The sequence below is a fragment of the Stenotrophomonas sp. Sm10 genome (assembly GCF_030985515.1).
GTDB lineage: Bacteria > Pseudomonadota > Gammaproteobacteria > Xanthomonadales > Xanthomonadaceae > Stenotrophomonas > Stenotrophomonas hibiscicola.
The window spans coordinates 1-19,299 of record NZ_JAPTFO010000075.1 but is presented as its reverse complement, the minus strand read 5'-3'; the positions used below and the strand labels follow the sequence as shown (position 1 = coordinate 19,299).

Below are 19,299 nucleotides of genomic sequence, written 5' to 3'. Positions count from 1 at the left end.
TGAAGTTTCACCACATTACAATCCTCTATTCCATCCAAACCATACGGACGACGTTCGGATATCCCTAAGTCGATGAAAGCTCGTTCTGTAGAGCCAAAACGCCAAAATGACCCAAAGCGATTTGAAGTGAATCTTAAAATTTCGTCAAACTGGATTGTGACTTTCTCCCAAACCAGCCTTGTACCGACATAACGCTGAATAATTTCTTTAGAGCCCACGTAAATTCCTTCTCGTGCCATATTACCTCCTGTTAGCGATAAATATCGTAGATGGTATTAGCATCTTTGTTAGAAATTGCGTCATATTGAGACCTTGTTCCAGCCCAATATTTCAGAGCTTGACCATCATTCTGATTGATGATGTTCTGACCAGGCGCACCATCAGCTCCCCTAGGACCTGCTGGACCCGTTGCGCCATTCGCCCCTCTTGCGCCAGCTGGTCCTGCTGGTCCTCGCAAGCTATTTCGTTGTGTCTCTGTCAAAGAGTTAAAGTCAGGTCTAGCTTCAAGGGCTGTGATACGGCGCTTAACGTCTGTGTCATTATAGGATGGAAAAGTTCTCTTCCCCAAATTTTGTACTGAAACGCTTGTACCGTTTACAGCCGTCACCTTCCAAATCTCTTTATCTGCCGTAGAGCCACTAGACCAAAAATCTTCAATGATATCGCCTACTTTAATACCGTCGGGGTTCATAATATCGCTGGTTCTTATCGTGTTAGATGACCCAACGCCACCCCCTCCTATATCTCCTTTAGCAATGCGATATACTGGAGTTTCAGACTTTTTGGCATACTGCTCTAAAGCACGCTCTGCGGCTGAACCTTCAAAACGCACAACACCATCAGCACCTCTTGGTCCTGCTGGCCCCGTCTCTCCACGGTCTCCTTTTGGTCCAGTCAGATATTGAAGAGCTGAGAATCGGTCACGGCCATTTCCGACCTTGACCTTTCCTGTGTCACTTTCAATGCCTAACTCTCCGTCAAGTAAGACCAGAGGGCTACTTGCCCAATCACTCGCTGACATGCGCTTGTGTTGAACCCTTACTGGGATTGTTTCTGTCATGTTCTACTTCCTCCATCAAAAATAAAAGTTGGGTTCTCACTCCAACTTCCGTCATATCTTGAATTTTGTCCATCAGCGACCGTCTTGTAGACTGGCGCCAGTTCAATCCGTCTTGTCTGATTGTCAACCGTCACAGACTGCTCTACGTTCTGATACCAGTCGCCTGAGAAAGTCAGACGATAGGCACCGTAGTAAACTGCCAAGACCTGCTCCTCTCTCTGGGTCAAGTCTTTATCAATCGCTGGCATGACCGTATTAGCAGGCGCAAGATGGACGTGTCCACCATAGAACGGCATCTTGTTGACTACTACAGTCACATCTGTTTTGCCGTAAGGTGTACAGGTTGCTGACCAGCTGATGACGTACTTCTTGCCAATTTCAAAGCCCTCTCCATTGTGACCTACTTCTACGAAATCCGTTCCGTAGCTGATTTTCTTAGCAGTGCCACCGTTCAAGCGGTTTTTGTTATACTGGGTATTCCCGTCACCACCAATCAAACTAGCGTTGACTCTTGCAGTTTCGCTGACTTGTTCCAGTTTCTTGCTTAATTCAGCGATTGAGTCAGCGCCACTCATCAACTCTTCACGGATTCGCTTCACGAACTCAGGACGCTCTTTCTCCATTTCCTCATGGATCTTGGCTCCCATTTCTTCGGCCTTGGCCTTGTACTGCTCGATGGCATCCGTGATAGCTTTCTCACGCTTGGCAAATTCAGCATCAAAGGCACGGTCAGCGTTAGCGATTGCACGTTCCAGCATGATGTCAAATTTTGTTTCTTGCTTGTCCAAGATTGCGTTTGCTACTGCTGACAATCCGCTACCATTCCCCCCTGATTTCACTTTATCATCAAAGGTAATGGTCAGATAAGCTCCCTGGCCGTTGTTTGCCAAACAGTCATACTCGTAAGCAATGGCTTTCTTATAAACGTCCACATTATGCTTATAGCTTTTCAGGTTGACTGTATCGCCCATGTGAACAGTTTGCCCATCAAGTTCATAGGCTTCAATCTTGATGGCATCTGTAGCCTTATCTATGTGTTCGTTAGTAAATTTAGCGCTAGCCCACTTTGTCAACTCATCAACAGTCTGAATGTTATTATTTGTATAACTTCTTTCGTTGATGTAAGGGTAGGCACCAATTAAGGGACTATCAACCGTTATGGCAATCGTTGTGTCTTCCTTGGCTCCCTCGGCCTTAAATGTAGACTTAGCATGGATCCGAGTAACAACATTTTGTGAGTTTTTGGTTCGTTGATAGGATTTAAGGTTTTTGTGGGTAGAGATGATAACACCTCTGTCCTCTCCTCGATTTCGCTTAATTGAGATAGCAAAATTATCCCGAACCATCTCTCCTTCCCATGTTCCCACAATTGAGTGAGCGCCATCCATCAACACGCTGTAGAGTGTTTCTACTTCTTTCGTATTGATGGTTCTCCTGTCCGTGATATCACTGGTAAATGAAAAATCATTGATAGGAGTTTTAGCAACCTGTACCAATTGAGAAAGAGCCTGCCAGCAACTCTGCTTGTTGACAGACAGAGGATTGATAGACCGCTGCATAACGTCATCAGTGATATGGTAAGCAGTGATTTCTAAATGATCATCATTCTCTACTGGCTTCTTGATACGGAACAACTGCGGACCAAGCACAGGCGCTGGTGCCTTAATCAACATATCCTCACGGAAAAGTTGATAAATCTCAGAGTCGGTGATAGGATAGCGAACAGTAAGGGTAAAATCCCCGTTCATTTGCTCTTTGATGATAGCTGAAGTCGCTTCATGCAGTGGAATACCGTTCCATTTAACGTTACGAGTATCACTTTCAAGCAAATATAGCATTATGCCCACCCCCAAACTGTCTCAATCGTCATGGAACTGATACCAGCACCTAAGACAATCCCAACATCTTGTTTTTTGATTGGGTCAATCGTGATAAAATCCCCTGTCCATTTAATTCTAGAACCTGTTCCGTCCAAGAAACTAGGGTTGTTAGGGTTATTTACCATGATAGCTCTTCCAGACAGTCTTTCTAAGCGGATAACCTGCCTATCCACTGTAAAACTAACCTCAGTCGTACTCTGGCCAGTTATGGTAATTGTCGGAAAAGCCAAAGCAGAGCCCTTGGTTCTTAAAGTGCCACTTCTTGAGAAGGTCTGATTATCCGTAGCTTTAAAAAATTTTGTAGGATGACACTCAAATGTGACTTTAAGTGCATAATACCCTGCACGATTTCTAATAGTCTCAGAAATCTTCACCTTGTAACACCACATTTTTGTAGTCTTGACACGTTCGCTTTCAAGCCAAAAGTTTTCCCTAGCAAAGAGAGCCAGGAAACGGTTTAAGTCCTCTTCTTTTGGTTTGACTAAGTGAAGCGTGTAGGATTTCTCAATCATCCCTCTATGATGATTGGTTTGCAGGATGGCTCCGCTGATCCCATCATGCTCCCATAGTTTTGTCTTACTATTGGCAATCACAATGGATGGAGCTTCTTCTACAATCACATCAAAAGGAAAAGAGGAGGTTGCTACACCATCAATCACCAATTCATTATGTTTGATCATGCAATTCCTCCTCTAAGTTGTGTTTTCCGTTGCAGTTCATCCGCAATCTTTTGAGCGACCACCTCAGCAATGCGATTGATATCCATCTCTTCGCTGATGTTATTTCCGCTAATGCTGACATTGATAACAGGAGACAGACCTCCCATTGTTTGAGCAATTCCACGACCGATAGCTCCCAAGGTTCTTTCGTTCAGTGGTAAGACAGCTTCATTTCCAGCCTCTCCACCAACCATCAAACTATTTCCGTTTGAACCGAAAACAGTCGGCTTGGTCAAGATACCGCCCTTGGCATACCACTCTACGCCAATACTTGGCAACCCGTTACTCAACCAGTCGACTGGATTAAGAGAACCGCTAATACTAAAGTGTGGTAGAGGGATGTGAGGCCATCTAAATTCAAAGTTAAAGAATCCCTTAATAGCTTCAATTGCACTACCAACTAAATCCTTAGCCCCGTTAATAGCATTACCGATTGTATCTTTAATGCCATTCCAGACACTGCTTGCGGTTGATTGAATACTATTCCAGATATTGCTAATCGTATCTCTTATACCGTTAAAGACACTTGAGACCGAACTTGAAATACCATCAAATATTCCTGAAAGAGTGGACTTGATACCATTCCAAACAGTTGATGCAACCGTTGAGATGGTGTTCCAGATGTTAGACAATAACTGCGCTATGCCATTAAAGATAGTCCCAATGACACTTGCAATACCATTCCAGATTGTTTCTCCAACACTCTTGATGGTTTCCCAAGCGCCCGACCAGTCACCAGTAATGATCTGCATCACTGCCTTGATAATACCCAAAACAACGTTGATAGCTGTTTCAACTACCGTTTTAATCACTTCCCAAACTGTAGAAGTGATAATCTGAATATTATTCCACTCTCCCTCTATAAGAGGACCTATAACAGTCATAACAGCGCTAATAATAGCGGAAATGCCATTCCATACAGCATCCGTAATGGAACGAATTAGTTCTTGGTTTTCAGTCCACCAAGTTACAACAGTGCCAAAAATACTCATGATGAAGTTTGAAATTTCACCTACAACAGTATTGATGACAGATGAAATAGCCTCCCACACAGCTGTTACAGCGTTGCGGAATCCTTCATTCGTTTCCCATAAGTATTTCAAAATGACAACGACCGCTGCAACTGCGGCCGCTATTGCAGTTGCTGTCCCAATGATTGGTAAGGCGGCGGCAATCATGCCTCCTATTGAAAGTTCAAGAGCTGTTGCAGCTGCTTGTAAAGTTAGGAATATCGGTGCTATAACTCCTACAGCAGTAACAACTGTCCCTAAAATGACAACAAATTCTTTAATCGGACCAGGCAAAGTACCAAACCAATCTGCCACACCTTTTATAATGTCTCCTAAAGCTTGAAACACAGGAATCAACATTTCCAAAAGAGGTTGACCTAATGCAGCTAAGGCATTAGTTCCAGATTGTTTTAGATTCCCCATGACGTTTTCTAAGCCGTCAGATTCTCTTGCAGCTTGACCAAGTGCCCCAGAAAGTTCATTCCCGTCTTCAACCATTTGAAGCAAAGTTAATTGCTTTTGCGCTTCGCTCAAATCCTTGAATGACTTGCCGTACAGTTTATTTGCTGCCGCATTACGAGTTGTTTCTGTTGCAGATATCCCCAAAGCCGCATCGTTGGCAAAATTTCCTTTAAGAAATGATTGAAGGCTCTCAGTAACGCTTTCAATAGATTTGTCATAAAAAGCAGCACCATCTGCCGCTGCCTTAGTTGCCCTAGTAGATAAATCTAAGGCTTGAGCTGTATCTAGACCAGATGTTTTAGCAAAGGAGGCCATTTGGGTGAAACTTCCTTGTAATCGTTCTGGTACAATAGACATTTCTTTCCCAATATTATTAAGAGCCTCTCTAGCTTGACCTTCCATATCCCCAAAAACTGTACTAAATTGGGCATTACTTGCTTGCATTGAAGCAGCAGCTTCAATAGCTTCTTTCCCAACGTCAACAAGTTTTTCTGAAATATCACCCAATTTCTCACTAAACTGTTGGAGTAGTTCAGCTCTTGCAGCTTTAGCTATCTCACCCAAGCTTTCTTGTGCGCTATCCGCTACAGACTTAGTCCCCTTCATCTCATTATTGAGATTGTTAAAAGCAGTCTTAGCTTGATTCAGCTCCGCTTCCATCTTGTTAGCTTCGGCTGAGTTTTCACCATATTCTTTTTTAGTGATTTCTAACTGCTTTTCAAGGTTTTCAATTTGACGAGCGACAATTTCGGACTGTGCACCAATCTTCTTTTCGGCCAATGCTAACTTGTCAGCTTCGCTAGCGTTGGCACCCATCTGGCTTTCTTGTAGCTTAAACGAACTAACGACTTTTTCAGATTCGCTGGCAAGCAGTTTTTGCTCATTCTGCAATTCTTTCAGTTGGGTTTGGTTATTCTTGGTTGCATTCCCATTCCCCTCAAGAGCTTGATTGACACTAGCTAGTTTTCCCTCATATCCTTTTAGGATGTTTTGAGTCACTTCTACTTCACGTTGAAAAGCACGATACTGATCGGCGCCTATATCTCCTTTTTTGAACTGCTCCTCAACTTGAGACTGTGCTTGTCTTAAAGTTTCTAGTTTTTCCCGAGTGGTTCCGACTTGCTTCTGTAAGACTTCTTGCTTTTGGGTCAGTAAGGTAACATTCCCAGTATCAAACTTTAAAGCATTATCAATCTGTTTCAGCTCTTTTGTTGCGTTAGCAGACTCTTGATTGACACCTTTTAACGCTTTTTGTAAGGGCTGGGTATCGCCATCAATTTCAATTTTAATCCCTTTGATATTTCCTGCCATATTTCCTCCTTTCCTTAAAAATAAGGAGCGCTGAGAGGTTTTCTATGGCCAGAATACTAGCCAACTAAAGGAACTTGTCCTCACAATCGCTCTCTCAGCACTCACTTTTTCTCTAAAATGCATCAAAATCAGCTTGGGTGGCCTTCCGACTACCCGTTTTATTTTCGCTACGCAAATTGACATAATCTGTCTGATAATCTAACGCCATCCCAATGGAAATGTGCTTGAGATCATCGATAGATAAGCCAGTTTCCTTGCAACAAGATAGATAGGATTCTACCGTGAAGGCTTCTTCGCTTGCTGTTTCTGATGTGTCTGTTTCTTTTTTGTTTGTAGTACCGTATTCAACATTTCCATCATTAGCGGACAAACTTCGTCAAGAGGAAATTCTTCCATCTCCATGAAGAAATCATCAAACGGTTTAATTTTAGGATTGCCAGATTTAGCAAATACCCAAAATAGACGATAGAAAAAGGTAATATCGAAATCTTCTAAAAGAGATAAATCGACGCTTTCCGCTACCAAATCATTACCTTCTTCCAATTGGTTCAATTGAGCTACCAATTGTTTATTTTTCAATAGTCCCAAAAGGTCCTTGAAAAAATCCTGCCCAAACTCGTTTTTGTAAGCAATTGGAGTATAGGCATTTGTTGCAAGCTCATAGCGCTTATTGCTGATTTTAATACTTCGACGCATTCTTTACTCCTTACCCTAGAGATGTTGGCTCATAAACGCTGGTAAACCAAGCGTCATACACTTCTTTCTTGTCAGCTGATGTAATCGAACGTTTCACTACGCTATCAAGAGGACGTGGTGAACCCTTAAAGCTAAGTTCGCGTTCATTGACAGTTGTTCCACTCTTAGTACCAGAGCCGTTTGATGGACGACTAGCAGAGCAGTAGTAGATAACGTAACGAGTCTTATTTTTATCTCCTGAAAATTCAAACATAATAGCAAACGGTTTAGTTGAAGCATCGCCTTTTTCAGTCAATACTCCTGTTTGCTCATCCTTGAGTTCTCCTAAGATTTTTGTCGCAAACTCTTCCGTGATATGCGGTACTTTCAATTTCCCTTCATATCCTTCGTTTGAGTTCATGAAGTGGTAGTCCACATCGTCTGCTTGGATTGCTTTCGATTCTCCTTTTGGCTCTAACTCCAAGTTCATAGCTCCAGGGAAACGGAAAATTTGCCCGTAGCTAATGACTTTTGTCTCACTGTTGATACTTTCGATTGGTGCGATATGCACGTTTTTCAATCCATAGGTTACTGTATTTTCTGTTTTTGTCATCTTCTTCTCCTTTAGTACAAATAAACAGTATAAGGCTTGACAGATAGCCTTTCTGTTGGGATATAGCTTTCTTCTGATACCTCAAAAACAAGTTGATGTTTAGACAACAACTCTTCCAAGATCTCTTCCAAATCTTCGTCTTTACGTTCAAAGATAAGCTCTACAGTCACAGATTTAATCTGGTATTTCTGTTCGTCGTCTGCTCTCTTGATATCTGGATGTGATTCAAAGTAGATAAGGTAAGGTGTTTGAGGAACGTGTCCAGTTTCAAACGCACGATAGGTTATAGGTAGATTCGCTTGACTTAGAATATCAACAAGGTCAGATAATTTCATTTTTGAATAGCCTCCTTCACTTTCCGTTCAAAAGAATTGATTAGCTTTTCTTCTACAGGTTTTATGTGAGGGATAGCACGACTGCGACCTCCATTCCTTAAGACATGGTCATTTTCAAGTAGGTGAGTCAATTGAGGGCTTGTAGCATTATGGATTACGTATGAGCCTTTTGAGTTTTTCTTAAGACGCCATCCTCTTCCATACTTTCCTTTATTCTTTGGGCTTGTCGCTTTCAAAGTCGCAACAGCTTCATCACCTAACTCTTGTGCGGTAGCGTCAATCTCATCTTCTAACTCACTAGAATATTCGCTCAGTGCTTTAGCGATTTCTGCTGAAAGGTCACCTGTTACACTCATGGCAATTCCTCCATCAAGGTCAGCTCCAGAATTTCTAAACCAATCGGAAATGTCTTGAGAATACGATACCGTTTCCCATTAAATTCCGCTTCTTCCTCGTTGTTATACTCAAAGCTATGAATATCAAGGATAAGGCTTGGTCTAAGTCCAACCTGGCTAGCCTGATAAAATTCAGAACGAGTAATGGAACGCTTGCGACACAAAATAGTCAATCGTTTCTCCTCAAATAGAGGCTGGTGCAATTTATCTAGTCCTGTTTTAACCCTTGAGATCAATGTAATCTCATTGTTCCATGCCATCTGCTTACCTCAATTTCAAATTATGCAGCCGCCATAAAAGGTGGCGTGGCATATCCACTCCACCCTCATAGCGAAAGGCTGCAAAATCGACTACAAACATTTGGTGTTCAGCGTTTTCTGATTCAAGCGAAACTCCCAAATTATCTTCCAGTTCAGTTATGACAGCTTCGATGATTTTCTCCAAAGGCTTATCACGTAGTGTTGTTGCTATACCCAATTTTAGTTTTAGTAATTCTAGTAATTGAGCATTGTCCATAACTACTCCTCATCTTCCTCTTCGGGTTCTTGAGGTTCTGCTTCTCCTTCGGAAATATCGTCATCGTCGATTTTAGTCAAGAAAATAGATCCTGCGCTATTTGACCCATCTAACAACTCTTGAATGAAGGTCTTATTGCTCCTATATCCTTTTCGGGGATAAATATCCCCAATTTGATATTCATATTGTTGAGGGTCTCTCAAATCCTTAAAAGGACGGATTACTTGATAAGCCATCAGCTACCTCCTTACCCTGCAGCGTCAGTGTAAGTTACATAGAAGCCTGCTGCTTCATCCACTTTCTTAACATCGAAACGGTTTGCAGTTCCTAAGTATTGACCGTAGATTTTATCATCTTGCCATTTGACAGTTGTCTGCGCACGGTCAAACAATGTAGCAAACTCTCCAACGTCACCGATAAATGCTTTCATTTCACCTTTGGCATCCCCAATGATGTCGTCAGGATAAACATCGATTACACGACCAGCGAACTTGTAGCCAGTTGGAGATGTGATATCTGTTTGAAGCATGTAGCGACCGTCCTTGTCCTTGATTTTATCAAGAGCGGCAAACATAGATTGGGTACATACAATAGTTGCATCGTAGTACGGTTTCAATTCCACATTGAGAATATCTTTCAAGCCGTCCAAACCAGCTGCGCTTTTAGCTGTAGCTGTCTTGAGAACTTTAGCGATTTCTTTATTCTTAGTGATACGTTCTTGGTTTTTAGCTTGCTTAGCAACCAATCCCATCACATCGTAGTCAGCATCATCAATCAATTCTTGAGATACTGGCAAATGGCCACGACGTGTCTTGATTTCATAGTTCACTTTTGTGAAAGTTGGTTTAGCCAACTCAGGGTTTTCTTCCAACTCTTCAACGGTGTTCATTGTTTGGTCAGTCAATTTAACAACTGCCCATTTACCGCTTGCGTTCTTGACATTAACGATGTTGACCAATGAAGTCAAATCTGTCTTGTCTTGTTTCGCTTCTTTAGGCGTCATCAATTCAACAGGAATGATTGCTTCTCCTTCAGCGGATTTGAGACCATCAGCACGCACTTCTTTTGTTCGAAGGTAATGGTTAAATGCTTCACGTTGTTCCAATGTTTTTCCTCCTCGTTTTTCCGTTTTGCCTGGAGTTGGTGCTTTACGGTTTTGCTCCTCGATTTGTTTTTCCAACTCATCGATTTCTTTTTCCAACTGCGCTTTTTCAGCTTCTTTTTCTTCAATTTCCTTTTGAAGATCATCCACAGTCTTTTCAACTGCTGAAACTTCTTCATCAGTTTCAGCACGGTCCAACTTCTCTAGTTCGACAACTGAGCGTTTATTTAATTCTTCGATAGTTTCTTCCAACTCAACTACCTTAGTTGCTTTTGCTCGCATACGAGCACCAAAGATTAATGCCTTATTCATAGCTTAAATTTCTCCTTAATTTCTTTCTTACGCTTGTCTAGCGCTTCACGATTCGCACGGCTCTGACTTTCGAAGTCTTTTTGTCGTGCAGCAATTTCCGTTTGTGGATAGGCTGGGAAAGTACATGGACTCACTTCAAAGATTTCTAGTTCTAAGACAGTGTCCAGATACGAACCGTCTTCACGTTCCTCTGTTTCGATTTTTATCGGGATAAAGCCAAAGCTACATCCGATAACATCTCCACGCTTGACACGGGCATAGGCTCCAACAGCTTGAGGATCATCCTTATTAATGATGATGTCTCCAAAAAGACCAATATCATCAACACCAAGTGTCAGAGTTCTGTTACCTGTTCGACCGAGAACAAGACTATCATCATGGTTAAATAAAGCTCTGATATCAGCGTCTGTGATAGCTTTCTCAACTCCAGCACGCTTGATAACTTCACAGTAGCCTGGCCACAATTCCGTTTCCTCGTCAAACTTGATAAAGTAGCCACTCAAAATCAAATCACCAGAGTCTTCTTCTCTCGTTTGAAATTGAGTGGCACGATAACTATTCCGTTTCTGCATTCTCTTCCTCACCTCCTTTCAGTTTGTTTTGATCTCCTAGTTTCTCTTGAGGGATATAGTTCTCAAGGACAATCAACTCTTCCATCTCAGAATCAGGAGCCATACCAAGCCAATCTCTCCACTCATTACGACGCATTGCAGTACTGTTTGTCATTTGTTGAGCGACGGCTGACAACTCTGTAATGTTGTAAGAGAAGAGCGAACGAGGATTTAACTTGAAGTAACGATTACTAGACAAAAGTAAGTCTCTGGTTAGTGTTTGAGTAATAGTGGTAGCGATACTCATGACAGTCGTATTTACAAAGTTGTTATACTCTGTCTTGTTGAACTCTCCCACACCCAAAATAAAAGCAGGTACTCCTAATAGACCTGCAACTGTTCTTTTATCTAATTCGACAGACTCATTTAGAGCGATATCCGTTAGACTAAGCGGTTTTACCTGCTGGATGTCCAGCAATGCCTCTGGAACAATCCATGGAGCGCCAACCCTGCTAGTACTTAAATACTTCTCAGCGATACGCTCACGCCCTTGCTCCGAGTCTAGTTCAGCACTGGACGAGTCTACTTTAACGATAAGACTAGGAATGTTCTTACCGTTCATGAAGCTTTTTTTAGTCTTAGTAGCCATGTTCAAACTTTGAACCACATCTGTCAACGTCACCCTAAAACCAGTACCAATATATGGAATATCTGGATCTGGATTGATGACAAAGTGGACTACTTCATCAGGGGAAAACTCTTCACCCCTAAATGAGATTACATAGGAATCTTTATCTGTTCGGAACGAAACTTCCCTCATCGGAAATGGTCTTAGATTAGAAATATAATCCGTGACAGGATCATATTCTACATGTAGAACAGAATTCCCATCGCCATATAAAAGTAAATCACGCACAATCTTGAAAATCCATGACTTCCTTGTCATGTGTTCGCATGGATTGATGTCAATCTTTCTAGCAAGCCCATCACGGATTCTGATATCACCTTTATCTGTATTCTCCATCAGGTGGATGGTCATATTAGAGACCAAATCAGCAATCTTATTAACCGCTGTCACCACATCTGGATTTCTGGCCAAAGGTACATACGAAACCATCAGGTTTGACAATCCTAAATCTGAATGACTCAGCATATTGATTGGCTTACTTGGCTTGTTTCGTTTCCAAATCTTTTCAAAAATACCCATGTTTCCTCACCTCCTTTCTCTCTAATCAAAGAATCTCATTACATCGCCACCCTTGCCAAGATTAGCAAGAGCCTGTATACAAGCAAAGACGCTGGCATCAAACAAGTCAATCCTTGCAGTACCACCGTCTCCGTCTAATTTTTCATATTGCACAGCGTCATCCACCTTTTCAATTGCTCTAACATTGCTCACACAGTATTCATAAGCGTCAGAATGAAGATAGTAAAATTCCTTGTTCTTGACTTTGAACTCAATCCGTCTGAACCCCTCAGATTTCAGATAGAATAACTGAGGCTGGTCAATCATCTTGAACTTAGCCTTTTTCATCTTAGCCAAAAACTCACGACCAAACTTCCTATCCATTCCCACAGCTTGGATTTTAAATCCACGCTCACGCATACTGATAAACCATTTTACGATATCATCATAGAGAACGGTAGGAGTATTGCTCATCGTCAGCCAGCCATCAGATTGCCAGCCAAAAAGTGGAATCCCATCATCGTTAGCCTTCTTCTGAGCATTAATCCGAGGGAAGAAAGCATGTGTGATACAGATATCAACATCTTTCTCACCATCATTATAAATACCGTATAGAGCAGCCGCTGTTAAGTCATGTAATCTTGACAAGTCCGCACCACCATACCAGCGAATCGGCAAGCGTGCCAGCTCTTCTAGACTCCAATCGTAGCAACTATCCGACGCAATAAACTCATCAGGATTGAAATAAGCATTCATAGAGTTTGTAAAGATATTCAAGGTCTTATTGAAAAACTCGTTTCTAGTTTGAGGATCATTCATAGCCTGCTCTGCTTCTTCCTTGAGAGCCTTGAGCGAAACAGTGACACCCCACGACGGATTAGCCATCTTGAGAATATTCTCATCCAGATAGTCCACCACATCCCCATCAGCAGATTGATTAGCCTTGCAGATGAAGATAAAGAATGAATCATCAGTAACTAATTGCTTAAGCACCTTTTGACAGTATTTCAAACGATTAGCAAGGAACCCAGTAGGAATATCCCCAGCCGTAGAGATAACAAAAAGCATACTGTTACGGTATGCTGACATTGTTTTTTTCATAAGACCATACTTCTTACTGTTTCGCATAGTATGAGCTTCATCTAGGATAATAACGTTACCGTTCAGAGAGTCCAAACGACTCTCATCATTCGCCAGAGCTTGGATAAAGAAAGAACCCTCATCACCAAAATTAGCAGTGATAGAGTGTTCTTGGTTATTATCCTTGATACGAATGTTCTTGTCATTCCAACGCTCAACGTTGAATCTTAAAAAGCCAAAAGCTTCCATAGCTTGCTTGACTGAGTTGGCCACGATGTAGCATTTTGAGCCGCTATCCGTGTCCAATACCTGGTAAGCAAGTGCGATTGCAGCAGTAAACGAGGTCTTTCCATTCTTCCGAGCAAGCATGATAAGCGCTTCTTTGAACCTGCGCTCATTCGTCCCTTTATAGTAAAATCCAAACAGATTAACCACAACGAAATGTTGCCACGGTTGCAAAAGCAATGGCTTGTTACGGATAGACACCGCAAACATATCATCACCCTGCTGATGGACTATTACATTCTCGATAAAGTGAATAACAAAATCCACCATATCCTCATCCATCTCAAATGCTGGATTTTCTAAATCACGGAAAAAACGTTCAGCAGCAAGAATGTTCTCCTCGCAATGTTCCTCTTGGTGAGTTAAGACGTGTTGAGCGTATTCTTTTGCTTTATCAAGATTACCCATTTCCACTCACTCTCTTCTTCTTGATTTCATTCTTGAACTTCAAGACTTCCGCTAAAGGTGACTCTCCTTCTTGTTCAACCACCTCACCGAGAGATTTCGGATTCATCATTAGCTGATTAGAATAACTCAGGATGTCTTTCCTGAGTATTTCCATTGCTGTCAAGATTGGAACTTTGCGCTCATTCTCAGCACCAGCCTTGTTGACGTAGGTATCTGTCACTGGATATCCCATATCAGCATAATCTTGAGCAAGTTTCTGATACTGATATAGCATGCCTGCGAAAATATCAATGATCATCTCGAACTCTTTCCGATAAGTGCCCAAGTCTTTCATCTGCTTGACCACTTTCGACTTAATCGACTTCGCTGTAATTGGTTTAGCCAAAAACTACCTCCTCTCGTCAAAAATGCTTAGTTTTTATCCCCTTTTTGTTTGAAGCCTCCCGACTTGGAAAAAGTTCCCTTCACCGGTTCCCAGAGGCTTCAATAAATTTTTTTTGAAGTGGGGGGGATAAAAAAATTTTTTTCATTTTTCATTTTTGTTTTTGAAAAAATTTAAAAATTCTTTTTTTCTTTTCTTCTGCCAGTAAATTCCATTTCCGATTATCTTATCGTTGTTGCGATCATGGAATGTATTGTGTTTGCGGTTGGTCAGTGGCAAACAATTCCAAGACACATACTCTAACTCTGGATACTCGGATACTGGGTAAATATGATGAACCATTTCAGCTGGAACTGACTGCCCATATCTTAGACTTTCTTGGCAAAGGTAATCGTGTTGTCTCATGACCTTGTCACGAAACTTGTACCACTTCCTTGTCTTCAAGCTTTGTCTGACTGGTTTGTTGTACATGATATATACTCCTTTGCAAAACAAAAGGACAGGCTCTTGGCCTATCCCATCTCATACAAGAAATCTATGCTACCATAATAAACCTTTTTTTGTGAGACTTCAAGATGTCTTTTGTCTCATCTTTTGTCTACAAAATCATATACGAGAGCTCCAATAAATACTAAAGGCAGAAATAGAAAAATCAATCCATGTTTAAATATTTTCCCTATATCTTCTTTTGTCCAATCGAAAACAATTTTCAAAAACATCAATGCGATAAAATAACAAACTAAATATCCTATGAGTAACATATTCCTCTCCTCCAACTATACCAATTTTATCCCTCACTTTCACATATCTTATATTTTGTTAAACTCACTCTAAATCTCAAACCCTTGTTAATCATGGATTTTAAAGCATTTCATTTTTTCGGCTTATGCTTAACTCATTATGTGAAAGTAATATCTAAAAAAATTAAATAACAAAGTTCCGTAGTGCATCATCAAGCTCTGCTTGTTCTATCCCTATGTATCTTAAGGTTATTGCAGGCGATGAATGGTTGAACATTTTCTGTAACGTTCCTACGTCCTTTGTCTTGTTGTAATATTTATAGCCAAATGTTTTTCGCATTGTATGCGTGCCAACATTATCAATGCCTAGTTCTTCAGCTGCTTCATGAATGATTTGATAGGCTCGCTCACGAGTGATCGCTTTATTCTGACCTTGCCTACTCTTGAATAAGAAATGATGAAATGGTTTCCCTTCAACATATCTTCTCATTTCTTTCTTGAGTTCTTTCGTCATCCGTCTTGTTATCTGCTTGCCAGTCTTCCGTTCTCTCAGCTTGATGTGCCAGCCTTGAACATCTTTAACTTTTAAAGTGAGGATATCTCCAACTCTCAATCCAGTATTCAGACCTGTGATGAATAGCATATAATACATCTCATTCCATTCTCTGAGATAATCTTTCATAGCTTGTATATCATCGTTCTCTTTTATCGGTGATACAAATTCCATAACTGCCTCCTTTCTACAAAACAAAAAGCCAGCTGGTCGCTGACTCATGATGTTCCTCTGTTAAACAACTTTTCTGGAAAAAATAGGATGACTCCAACTTGTGATTTGTGTTTTGTTTTCAGAAGTTCATGCTATCATAATAAACTGTTTTTCATGAGAATTCAAGAGGTGTTTTGTCTCAATCTTATTTACAACTCACCTTTCAGTATAGCGTACTGTTCTAAGATAATCCTTCTACGTCGATAGATTGTAGCTTTGCTCATGAATTTCTGTTCTGCTATTTCTTCCCATCTCAATTGAGGATATCTCCAGCGTAGATTAAAGATTTCCATATCCTCATCCACTAAATTGCTCAAGAGTTTGTTAATAATCCCTTTAAATCCTTCAAGAAATTTTAAAGTCGGATCATCTGCGATTCTGATTGCGATAGTTTCGGTAGGTTTGCTTATTCCTACAGTAGGTCCACTTTGAGCATCTGGATTTCTGGTTTCTAACTCTAACCTTCTTAAGTCTATTGTGCGTTGAATGTTTTGAAATTTGAAAAGTTCTCTGTCTAATGTTTTGAGGTCTTCGTCGCTTAATTTCTTCAATTTCCACCTCCAAGTTTTTAAAAAATGTAAACAAGTTGTCAAGTATCTGAGAGAAAGCCTTGCGAATATTAGAAACTGCCTGGTTAATCATTTTAGTTATAGCTTCAATTTCTTCAGGACTTAATTTCCGTAGTTGTTTCTCTAATTCTTCTTGCTTTTCTTGTATCTGCCGTTTAGCTATCTTCTTCTTAATTCTTTTGTTCATTGACTTTTATTTCCTCTCTTGAATCTCAATTCCAAAGAAAGTACAGATATCTTCCAATGCGCATTTAGAAATGCTACGGCCTGCTTCCCACTTGACTATCGTATCTCTGCGATACCCTAATTTAATGGCCAAATCACTTTGAGTTAATCCCAACTCGCATCGCTTTCTTTTTAACGTTTCGGCAAAAGGATTTGTCTTTTTTCTCAAAAATATACGAGGGTCAAGATTCAATTTTTCGCAAATAACAAACATATCCCCATCTTGCGGTTGTGCTTTGCCGCTTTCCCAATGGCAAATGGTCTCTGGAGTAACTCCAAAGATTTTAGCAGCCTCAACTTTCTTTAGACCTTTGGATTTTCGCCACAATCTGATTTGATTTCCGAACTTATTATCCTTCATCATCCACCTCGATTTCTACGACCACTCTTCCATTCGGATGTCTCTTATGGTAAGACGGCCATTGACAATACTTCAACATCCTTTCAGCAATACCTGTTTCTTTGCTGATCTCCGCAAGTGTCCCCATGGTAATGAATGTGTCGCCTTCGTACAATGCATACTCACTCATTGCTTAACTCCTCAATCAACCAGTCCAGATTCTTTCTGGCTTTCTTTAGGTCTTCAAGACCGTTTTTCTTCTGGAATCGCAGTTGATACTTCAAGGCATTTCCAAGATAAAAGCCTTTCAGCTGTTCTGGTGTCATGAAATTCCTTAAAGCATCGATAGATTCCATGCCAAATCTGCCTTGGTAGTGGTTTGGTTTGTTTATGTTGTCTGTCATTTTAACTCCTCATCTTCTATTCTTATCAAAGCTTTTCTATTTGGGAAATGTGTTTGGTGCCATTTTCTTGAATACATTTTTAAGGCATCTAAGCTTATACCAGTATATTCGCTTATCTCATATAATGTTCCCATTGTGACAAATCTATCTCCTGAATACAAAGCCCAATCGTGATTCCATTTATCGTTAACTACCATTCAATCCCCCTTTCTACTCTTTTTACTAAGCATTCACTACAAATGCCATTTTGAAATACACAATCATAATCTAACTTGTCTTTCGAAAAGAAAAACTTTTTACAATCTTCACAATCTAACTTATTGTTCATTTGTTTCTCTTTCTAAAGCCGTTCCAATTTTCTCGCTGTAGTAACTCAAAACCTTACTTTGGTTTATTTTTGTTTGTGTGATATTGTCTATAAAAAAATCCAAGTCTGCACTCATTTCATTCAACAACTTAACAGCTTTCAACTGATATTCCATATCAGGGATGTCAATCGTTATCTTTGACAATCTAGCTAGTGATAAGCCCGGTTGATTATCTCCGTCCGCACATCGCTCTATTTCTTCACGCTTCATCAGCAGCCAATGAAATAAATATCGCTTATCTATCATTTCTTTTGGCTCAACTTTAAAACTAGCTTCTTCCATCCAAAATGGGTCTCGATGGAAATAAACTGCACCAACTGTACCCTTACGAGTCAAGCGGATTGTGTCACTTTCACAATTGAATTTGTCTGTCGTGCCTTTTGTATTTTTCCCAGCTCCATAAATATAATATGAACCTTCGCTAACTTTACCACGCTTGCCTGGAATTAAGTCACAAACTTCTAGCAATCCGTGCGTTGTTATCTTATCTGGTTTCATTCTAATCCTACTGCAAAATTATAAGCCAATAAATAATCATCTAAGACCTTGTGACATCTCGTTATGAAAGATTTTAAATCAATATCTGCGTTGAAAAACTGAATCAATATCAATTGACTAGCTAGATGCTTTTCAAGGTGGTCGATTGCCGCTTGATCTAATTCAGCATTAACTTGGTCAATGTCTATTTCTTCTTTCTCAACTGGTTTTTTAGGTATCACCCAGTTGAAATCTGAATTTAATTTATCAGATTCTTGATATTCAACTTTTTGAGTTTTACAATCATAAATCTCTTTTGAAATTTCAGAATCATTTTTTTCTTTGTCAATGACCAAGAAAATCACGTTGATAGATGTGTCTTCAAATCCATTTTGAATCTCATTCAATTCAACAAGGTTATTCCCTACCAGCTCTCTCATTTTCTTCTCAGACTGACGGTAAGCAATACCAGGAAACATGATATAGAATCCGTATCGTTTCGTGTAAGTTAGTGACTTCAACAGAAAAATATCATCAACAACACCAGATTTTTTCCACGGATACAGTTCTTTGATGGCCTGTTGGTCTTCTTCTGGTAAATCTTTCAATTTCAGAGAGTAAGGCGGATTCATTGCAATTGCATCCACTTGTATGTCTGATTGATACGTAAAAAAACTCTGATTATCCACAACTGCATGAGGAAAATTTGTTTTTAGAGCTTCGCAACTTTCCTGCTGAATTTCTACAGCATGAAAATCAGTCATACTAATAAACTGCTCCAACTGTCCAGAGCCTGCAGCACCATCAAAAACAGATATATTTTCACCGCAATACTGCTTCACTTTATTTGCTAAGTATTCTCGTAAAGGCTTCCCTGTCACATACTCAGCAAATTTATTGGCTTTCTGACGGTTATTGTGTTCCACAAACGTCATAGCATCACCTCATCCCCTACTTTGATTTTCTCAAACTGTTCTCTAGTAACTACGAAAATTCCATAATCTCTGATAGTGATAGTGTATAGCTTGCCATGCCGTCCTTTCTCAAGGACTTTACCAAATATCTCAGCGCCTTGATTATCCGTCTTATAGATAACCATCGGCTTCTTCTCTTCTAAATCTCGAATCC

Annotated in this window: 26 protein-coding genes; all 26 read right to left on the bottom strand. The window is 40.4% G+C overall.

Annotation, left to right across the window (positions count from 1 at the left end; translation table 11 throughout):
* Positions 1-239 (bottom strand): hypothetical protein (locus tag O0J15_RS17200; RefSeq protein WP_308306009.1); only part of this gene is annotated, 239 nt, incomplete at its 3' end.
* An 11-nt stretch (positions 240-250) separates the two neighbouring features.
* Positions 251-1,060 (bottom strand): collagen-like protein, encoded by an 810-nt coding sequence (locus O0J15_RS17195; protein WP_308306008.1) that lies wholly within the window; start codon positions 1,058-1,060, stop codon positions 251-253.
* Positions 1,057-2,898 (bottom strand): phage tail spike protein, encoded by a 1,842-nt coding sequence (locus O0J15_RS17190; RefSeq protein WP_308306007.1) that lies wholly within the window; start codon positions 2,896-2,898, stop codon positions 1,057-1,059. The genes O0J15_RS17195 and O0J15_RS17190 overlap by 4 nt, the downstream gene beginning before the upstream one ends.
* A complete protein-coding gene (locus O0J15_RS17185) occupies positions 2,898-3,620 on the bottom strand; it encodes a phage tail protein (protein WP_261034633.1) in 723 nt (240 codons plus the stop codon). The genes O0J15_RS17190 and O0J15_RS17185 overlap by 1 nt, the downstream gene beginning before the upstream one ends.
* Positions 3,617-6,442 carry a hypothetical protein gene (locus O0J15_RS17180; RefSeq protein ID WP_308306006.1) on the bottom strand — a complete coding sequence of 942 codons (2,826 nt, stop codon included), beginning with the start codon at positions 6,440-6,442 and terminating at the stop codon, positions 3,617-3,619. Before O0J15_RS17180 ends, O0J15_RS17185 begins: the two co-directional genes overlap by 4 nt.
* 276 nt (positions 6,443-6,718) lie before the next feature.
* Positions 6,719-7,138, bottom strand: a complete 420-nt coding sequence (locus O0J15_RS17175; RefSeq protein WP_308306005.1) for a hypothetical protein — start codon at positions 7,136-7,138, stop codon at positions 6,719-6,721.
* 10 nt (positions 7,139-7,148) lie between these two features.
* Positions 7,149-7,730 (bottom strand): major tail protein, encoded by a 582-nt coding sequence (locus tag O0J15_RS17170; protein ID WP_173214410.1) that lies wholly within the window; start codon positions 7,728-7,730, stop codon positions 7,149-7,151.
* 11 nt (positions 7,731-7,741) lie between these two features.
* On the bottom strand, positions 7,742-8,065 hold the full coding sequence (locus O0J15_RS17165) for a hypothetical protein (protein ID WP_261034628.1): 324 nt from the start codon (positions 8,063-8,065) through the stop codon (positions 7,742-7,744).
* Positions 8,062-8,421, bottom strand: coding sequence for an HK97 gp10 family phage protein (locus tag O0J15_RS17160; protein WP_261034626.1), 360 nt, complete (start codon positions 8,419-8,421; stop codon positions 8,062-8,064). The genes O0J15_RS17165 and O0J15_RS17160 overlap by 4 nt, the downstream gene beginning before the upstream one ends.
* Positions 8,418-8,720, bottom strand: a complete 303-nt coding sequence (locus O0J15_RS17155; RefSeq protein WP_033686235.1) for a phage head closure protein — start codon at positions 8,718-8,720, stop codon at positions 8,418-8,420. Before O0J15_RS17155 ends, O0J15_RS17160 begins: the two co-directional genes overlap by 4 nt.
* A gap of 4 nt (positions 8,721-8,724) precedes the next feature.
* Positions 8,725-8,976, bottom strand: coding sequence for a phage head-tail connector protein (locus tag O0J15_RS17150; RefSeq protein ID WP_261443417.1), 252 nt, complete (start codon positions 8,974-8,976; stop codon positions 8,725-8,727).
* 2 nt (positions 8,977-8,978) lie between these two features.
* Complete coding sequence (locus O0J15_RS17145; RefSeq protein WP_024056581.1) at positions 8,979-9,212, bottom strand: hypothetical protein; 234 nt, start codon at positions 9,210-9,212, stop codon at positions 8,979-8,981.
* 11 nt (positions 9,213-9,223) lie between these two features.
* Positions 9,224-10,390 carry a phage major capsid protein gene (locus tag O0J15_RS17140; protein WP_024056582.1) on the bottom strand — a complete coding sequence of 389 codons (1,167 nt, stop codon included), beginning with the start codon at positions 10,388-10,390 and terminating at the stop codon, positions 9,224-9,226.
* Positions 10,387-10,962 (bottom strand): HK97 family phage prohead protease, encoded by a 576-nt coding sequence (locus tag O0J15_RS17135; protein WP_308306004.1) that lies wholly within the window; start codon positions 10,960-10,962, stop codon positions 10,387-10,389. Before O0J15_RS17135 ends, O0J15_RS17140 begins: the two co-directional genes overlap by 4 nt.
* The gene (locus O0J15_RS17130; RefSeq protein WP_308306003.1) at positions 10,946-12,148 is read right to left on the bottom strand and encodes a phage portal protein; all 1,203 of its coding nucleotides are present in this window, start codon (positions 12,146-12,148) and stop codon (positions 10,946-10,948) included. The genes O0J15_RS17135 and O0J15_RS17130 overlap by 17 nt, the downstream gene beginning before the upstream one ends.
* A gap of 21 nt (positions 12,149-12,169) precedes the next feature.
* A complete protein-coding gene (locus tag O0J15_RS17125; RefSeq protein WP_308306002.1) occupies positions 12,170-13,900 on the bottom strand; it encodes a terminase large subunit in 1,731 nt (576 codons plus the stop codon).
* Positions 13,893-14,246 carry a P27 family phage terminase small subunit gene (locus O0J15_RS17120; RefSeq protein WP_308306010.1) on the bottom strand — a complete coding sequence of 118 codons (354 nt, stop codon included), beginning with the start codon at positions 14,244-14,246 and terminating at the stop codon, positions 13,893-13,895. The genes O0J15_RS17125 and O0J15_RS17120 overlap by 8 nt, the downstream gene beginning before the upstream one ends.
* 180 nt (positions 14,247-14,426) lie before the next feature.
* Entirely contained in the window at positions 14,427-14,753 is a 327-nt protein-coding gene (locus tag O0J15_RS17115) for a hypothetical protein (protein ID WP_000282429.1), read from the bottom strand.
* A gap of 453 nt (positions 14,754-15,206) precedes the next feature.
* Positions 15,207-15,797, bottom strand: coding sequence for a site-specific integrase (locus O0J15_RS17110; RefSeq protein ID WP_308306001.1), 591 nt, complete (start codon positions 15,795-15,797; stop codon positions 15,207-15,209).
* Between the two features lie 140 nt (positions 15,798-15,937).
* Positions 15,938-16,339 (bottom strand): transcriptional regulator, encoded by a 402-nt coding sequence (locus tag O0J15_RS17105; protein WP_265531329.1) that lies wholly within the window; start codon positions 16,337-16,339, stop codon positions 15,938-15,940.
* 211 nt (positions 16,340-16,550) lie between these two features.
* Complete coding sequence (locus O0J15_RS17100) at positions 16,551-16,943, bottom strand: helix-turn-helix transcriptional regulator (RefSeq protein ID WP_308306000.1); 393 nt, start codon at positions 16,941-16,943, stop codon at positions 16,551-16,553.
* Positions 16,944-17,104: 161 nt separating this feature from the next.
* On the bottom strand, positions 17,105-17,326 hold the full coding sequence (locus tag O0J15_RS17095) for a DUF3310 domain-containing protein (protein WP_308305999.1): 222 nt from the start codon (positions 17,324-17,326) through the stop codon (positions 17,105-17,107).
* Complete coding sequence (locus tag O0J15_RS17090; protein ID WP_308305998.1) at positions 17,323-17,523, bottom strand: hypothetical protein; 201 nt, start codon at positions 17,521-17,523, stop codon at positions 17,323-17,325. Before O0J15_RS17090 ends, O0J15_RS17095 begins: the two co-directional genes overlap by 4 nt.
* 120 nt (positions 17,524-17,643) lie before the next feature.
* Entirely contained in the window at positions 17,644-18,192 is a 549-nt protein-coding gene (locus O0J15_RS17085; RefSeq protein WP_308305997.1) for a restriction endonuclease subunit S, read from the bottom strand.
* The gene (locus tag O0J15_RS17080) at positions 18,189-19,106 is read right to left on the bottom strand and encodes an N-6 DNA methylase (protein WP_308305996.1); all 918 of its coding nucleotides are present in this window, start codon (positions 19,104-19,106) and stop codon (positions 18,189-18,191) included. The genes O0J15_RS17085 and O0J15_RS17080 overlap by 4 nt, the downstream gene beginning before the upstream one ends.
* A partial coding sequence (locus tag O0J15_RS17075; protein ID WP_308305995.1) for a DUF1372 family protein occupies positions 19,103-19,299 on the bottom strand: 197 nt, incomplete at its 5' end. The genes O0J15_RS17075 and O0J15_RS17080, both read right to left, overlap by 4 nt.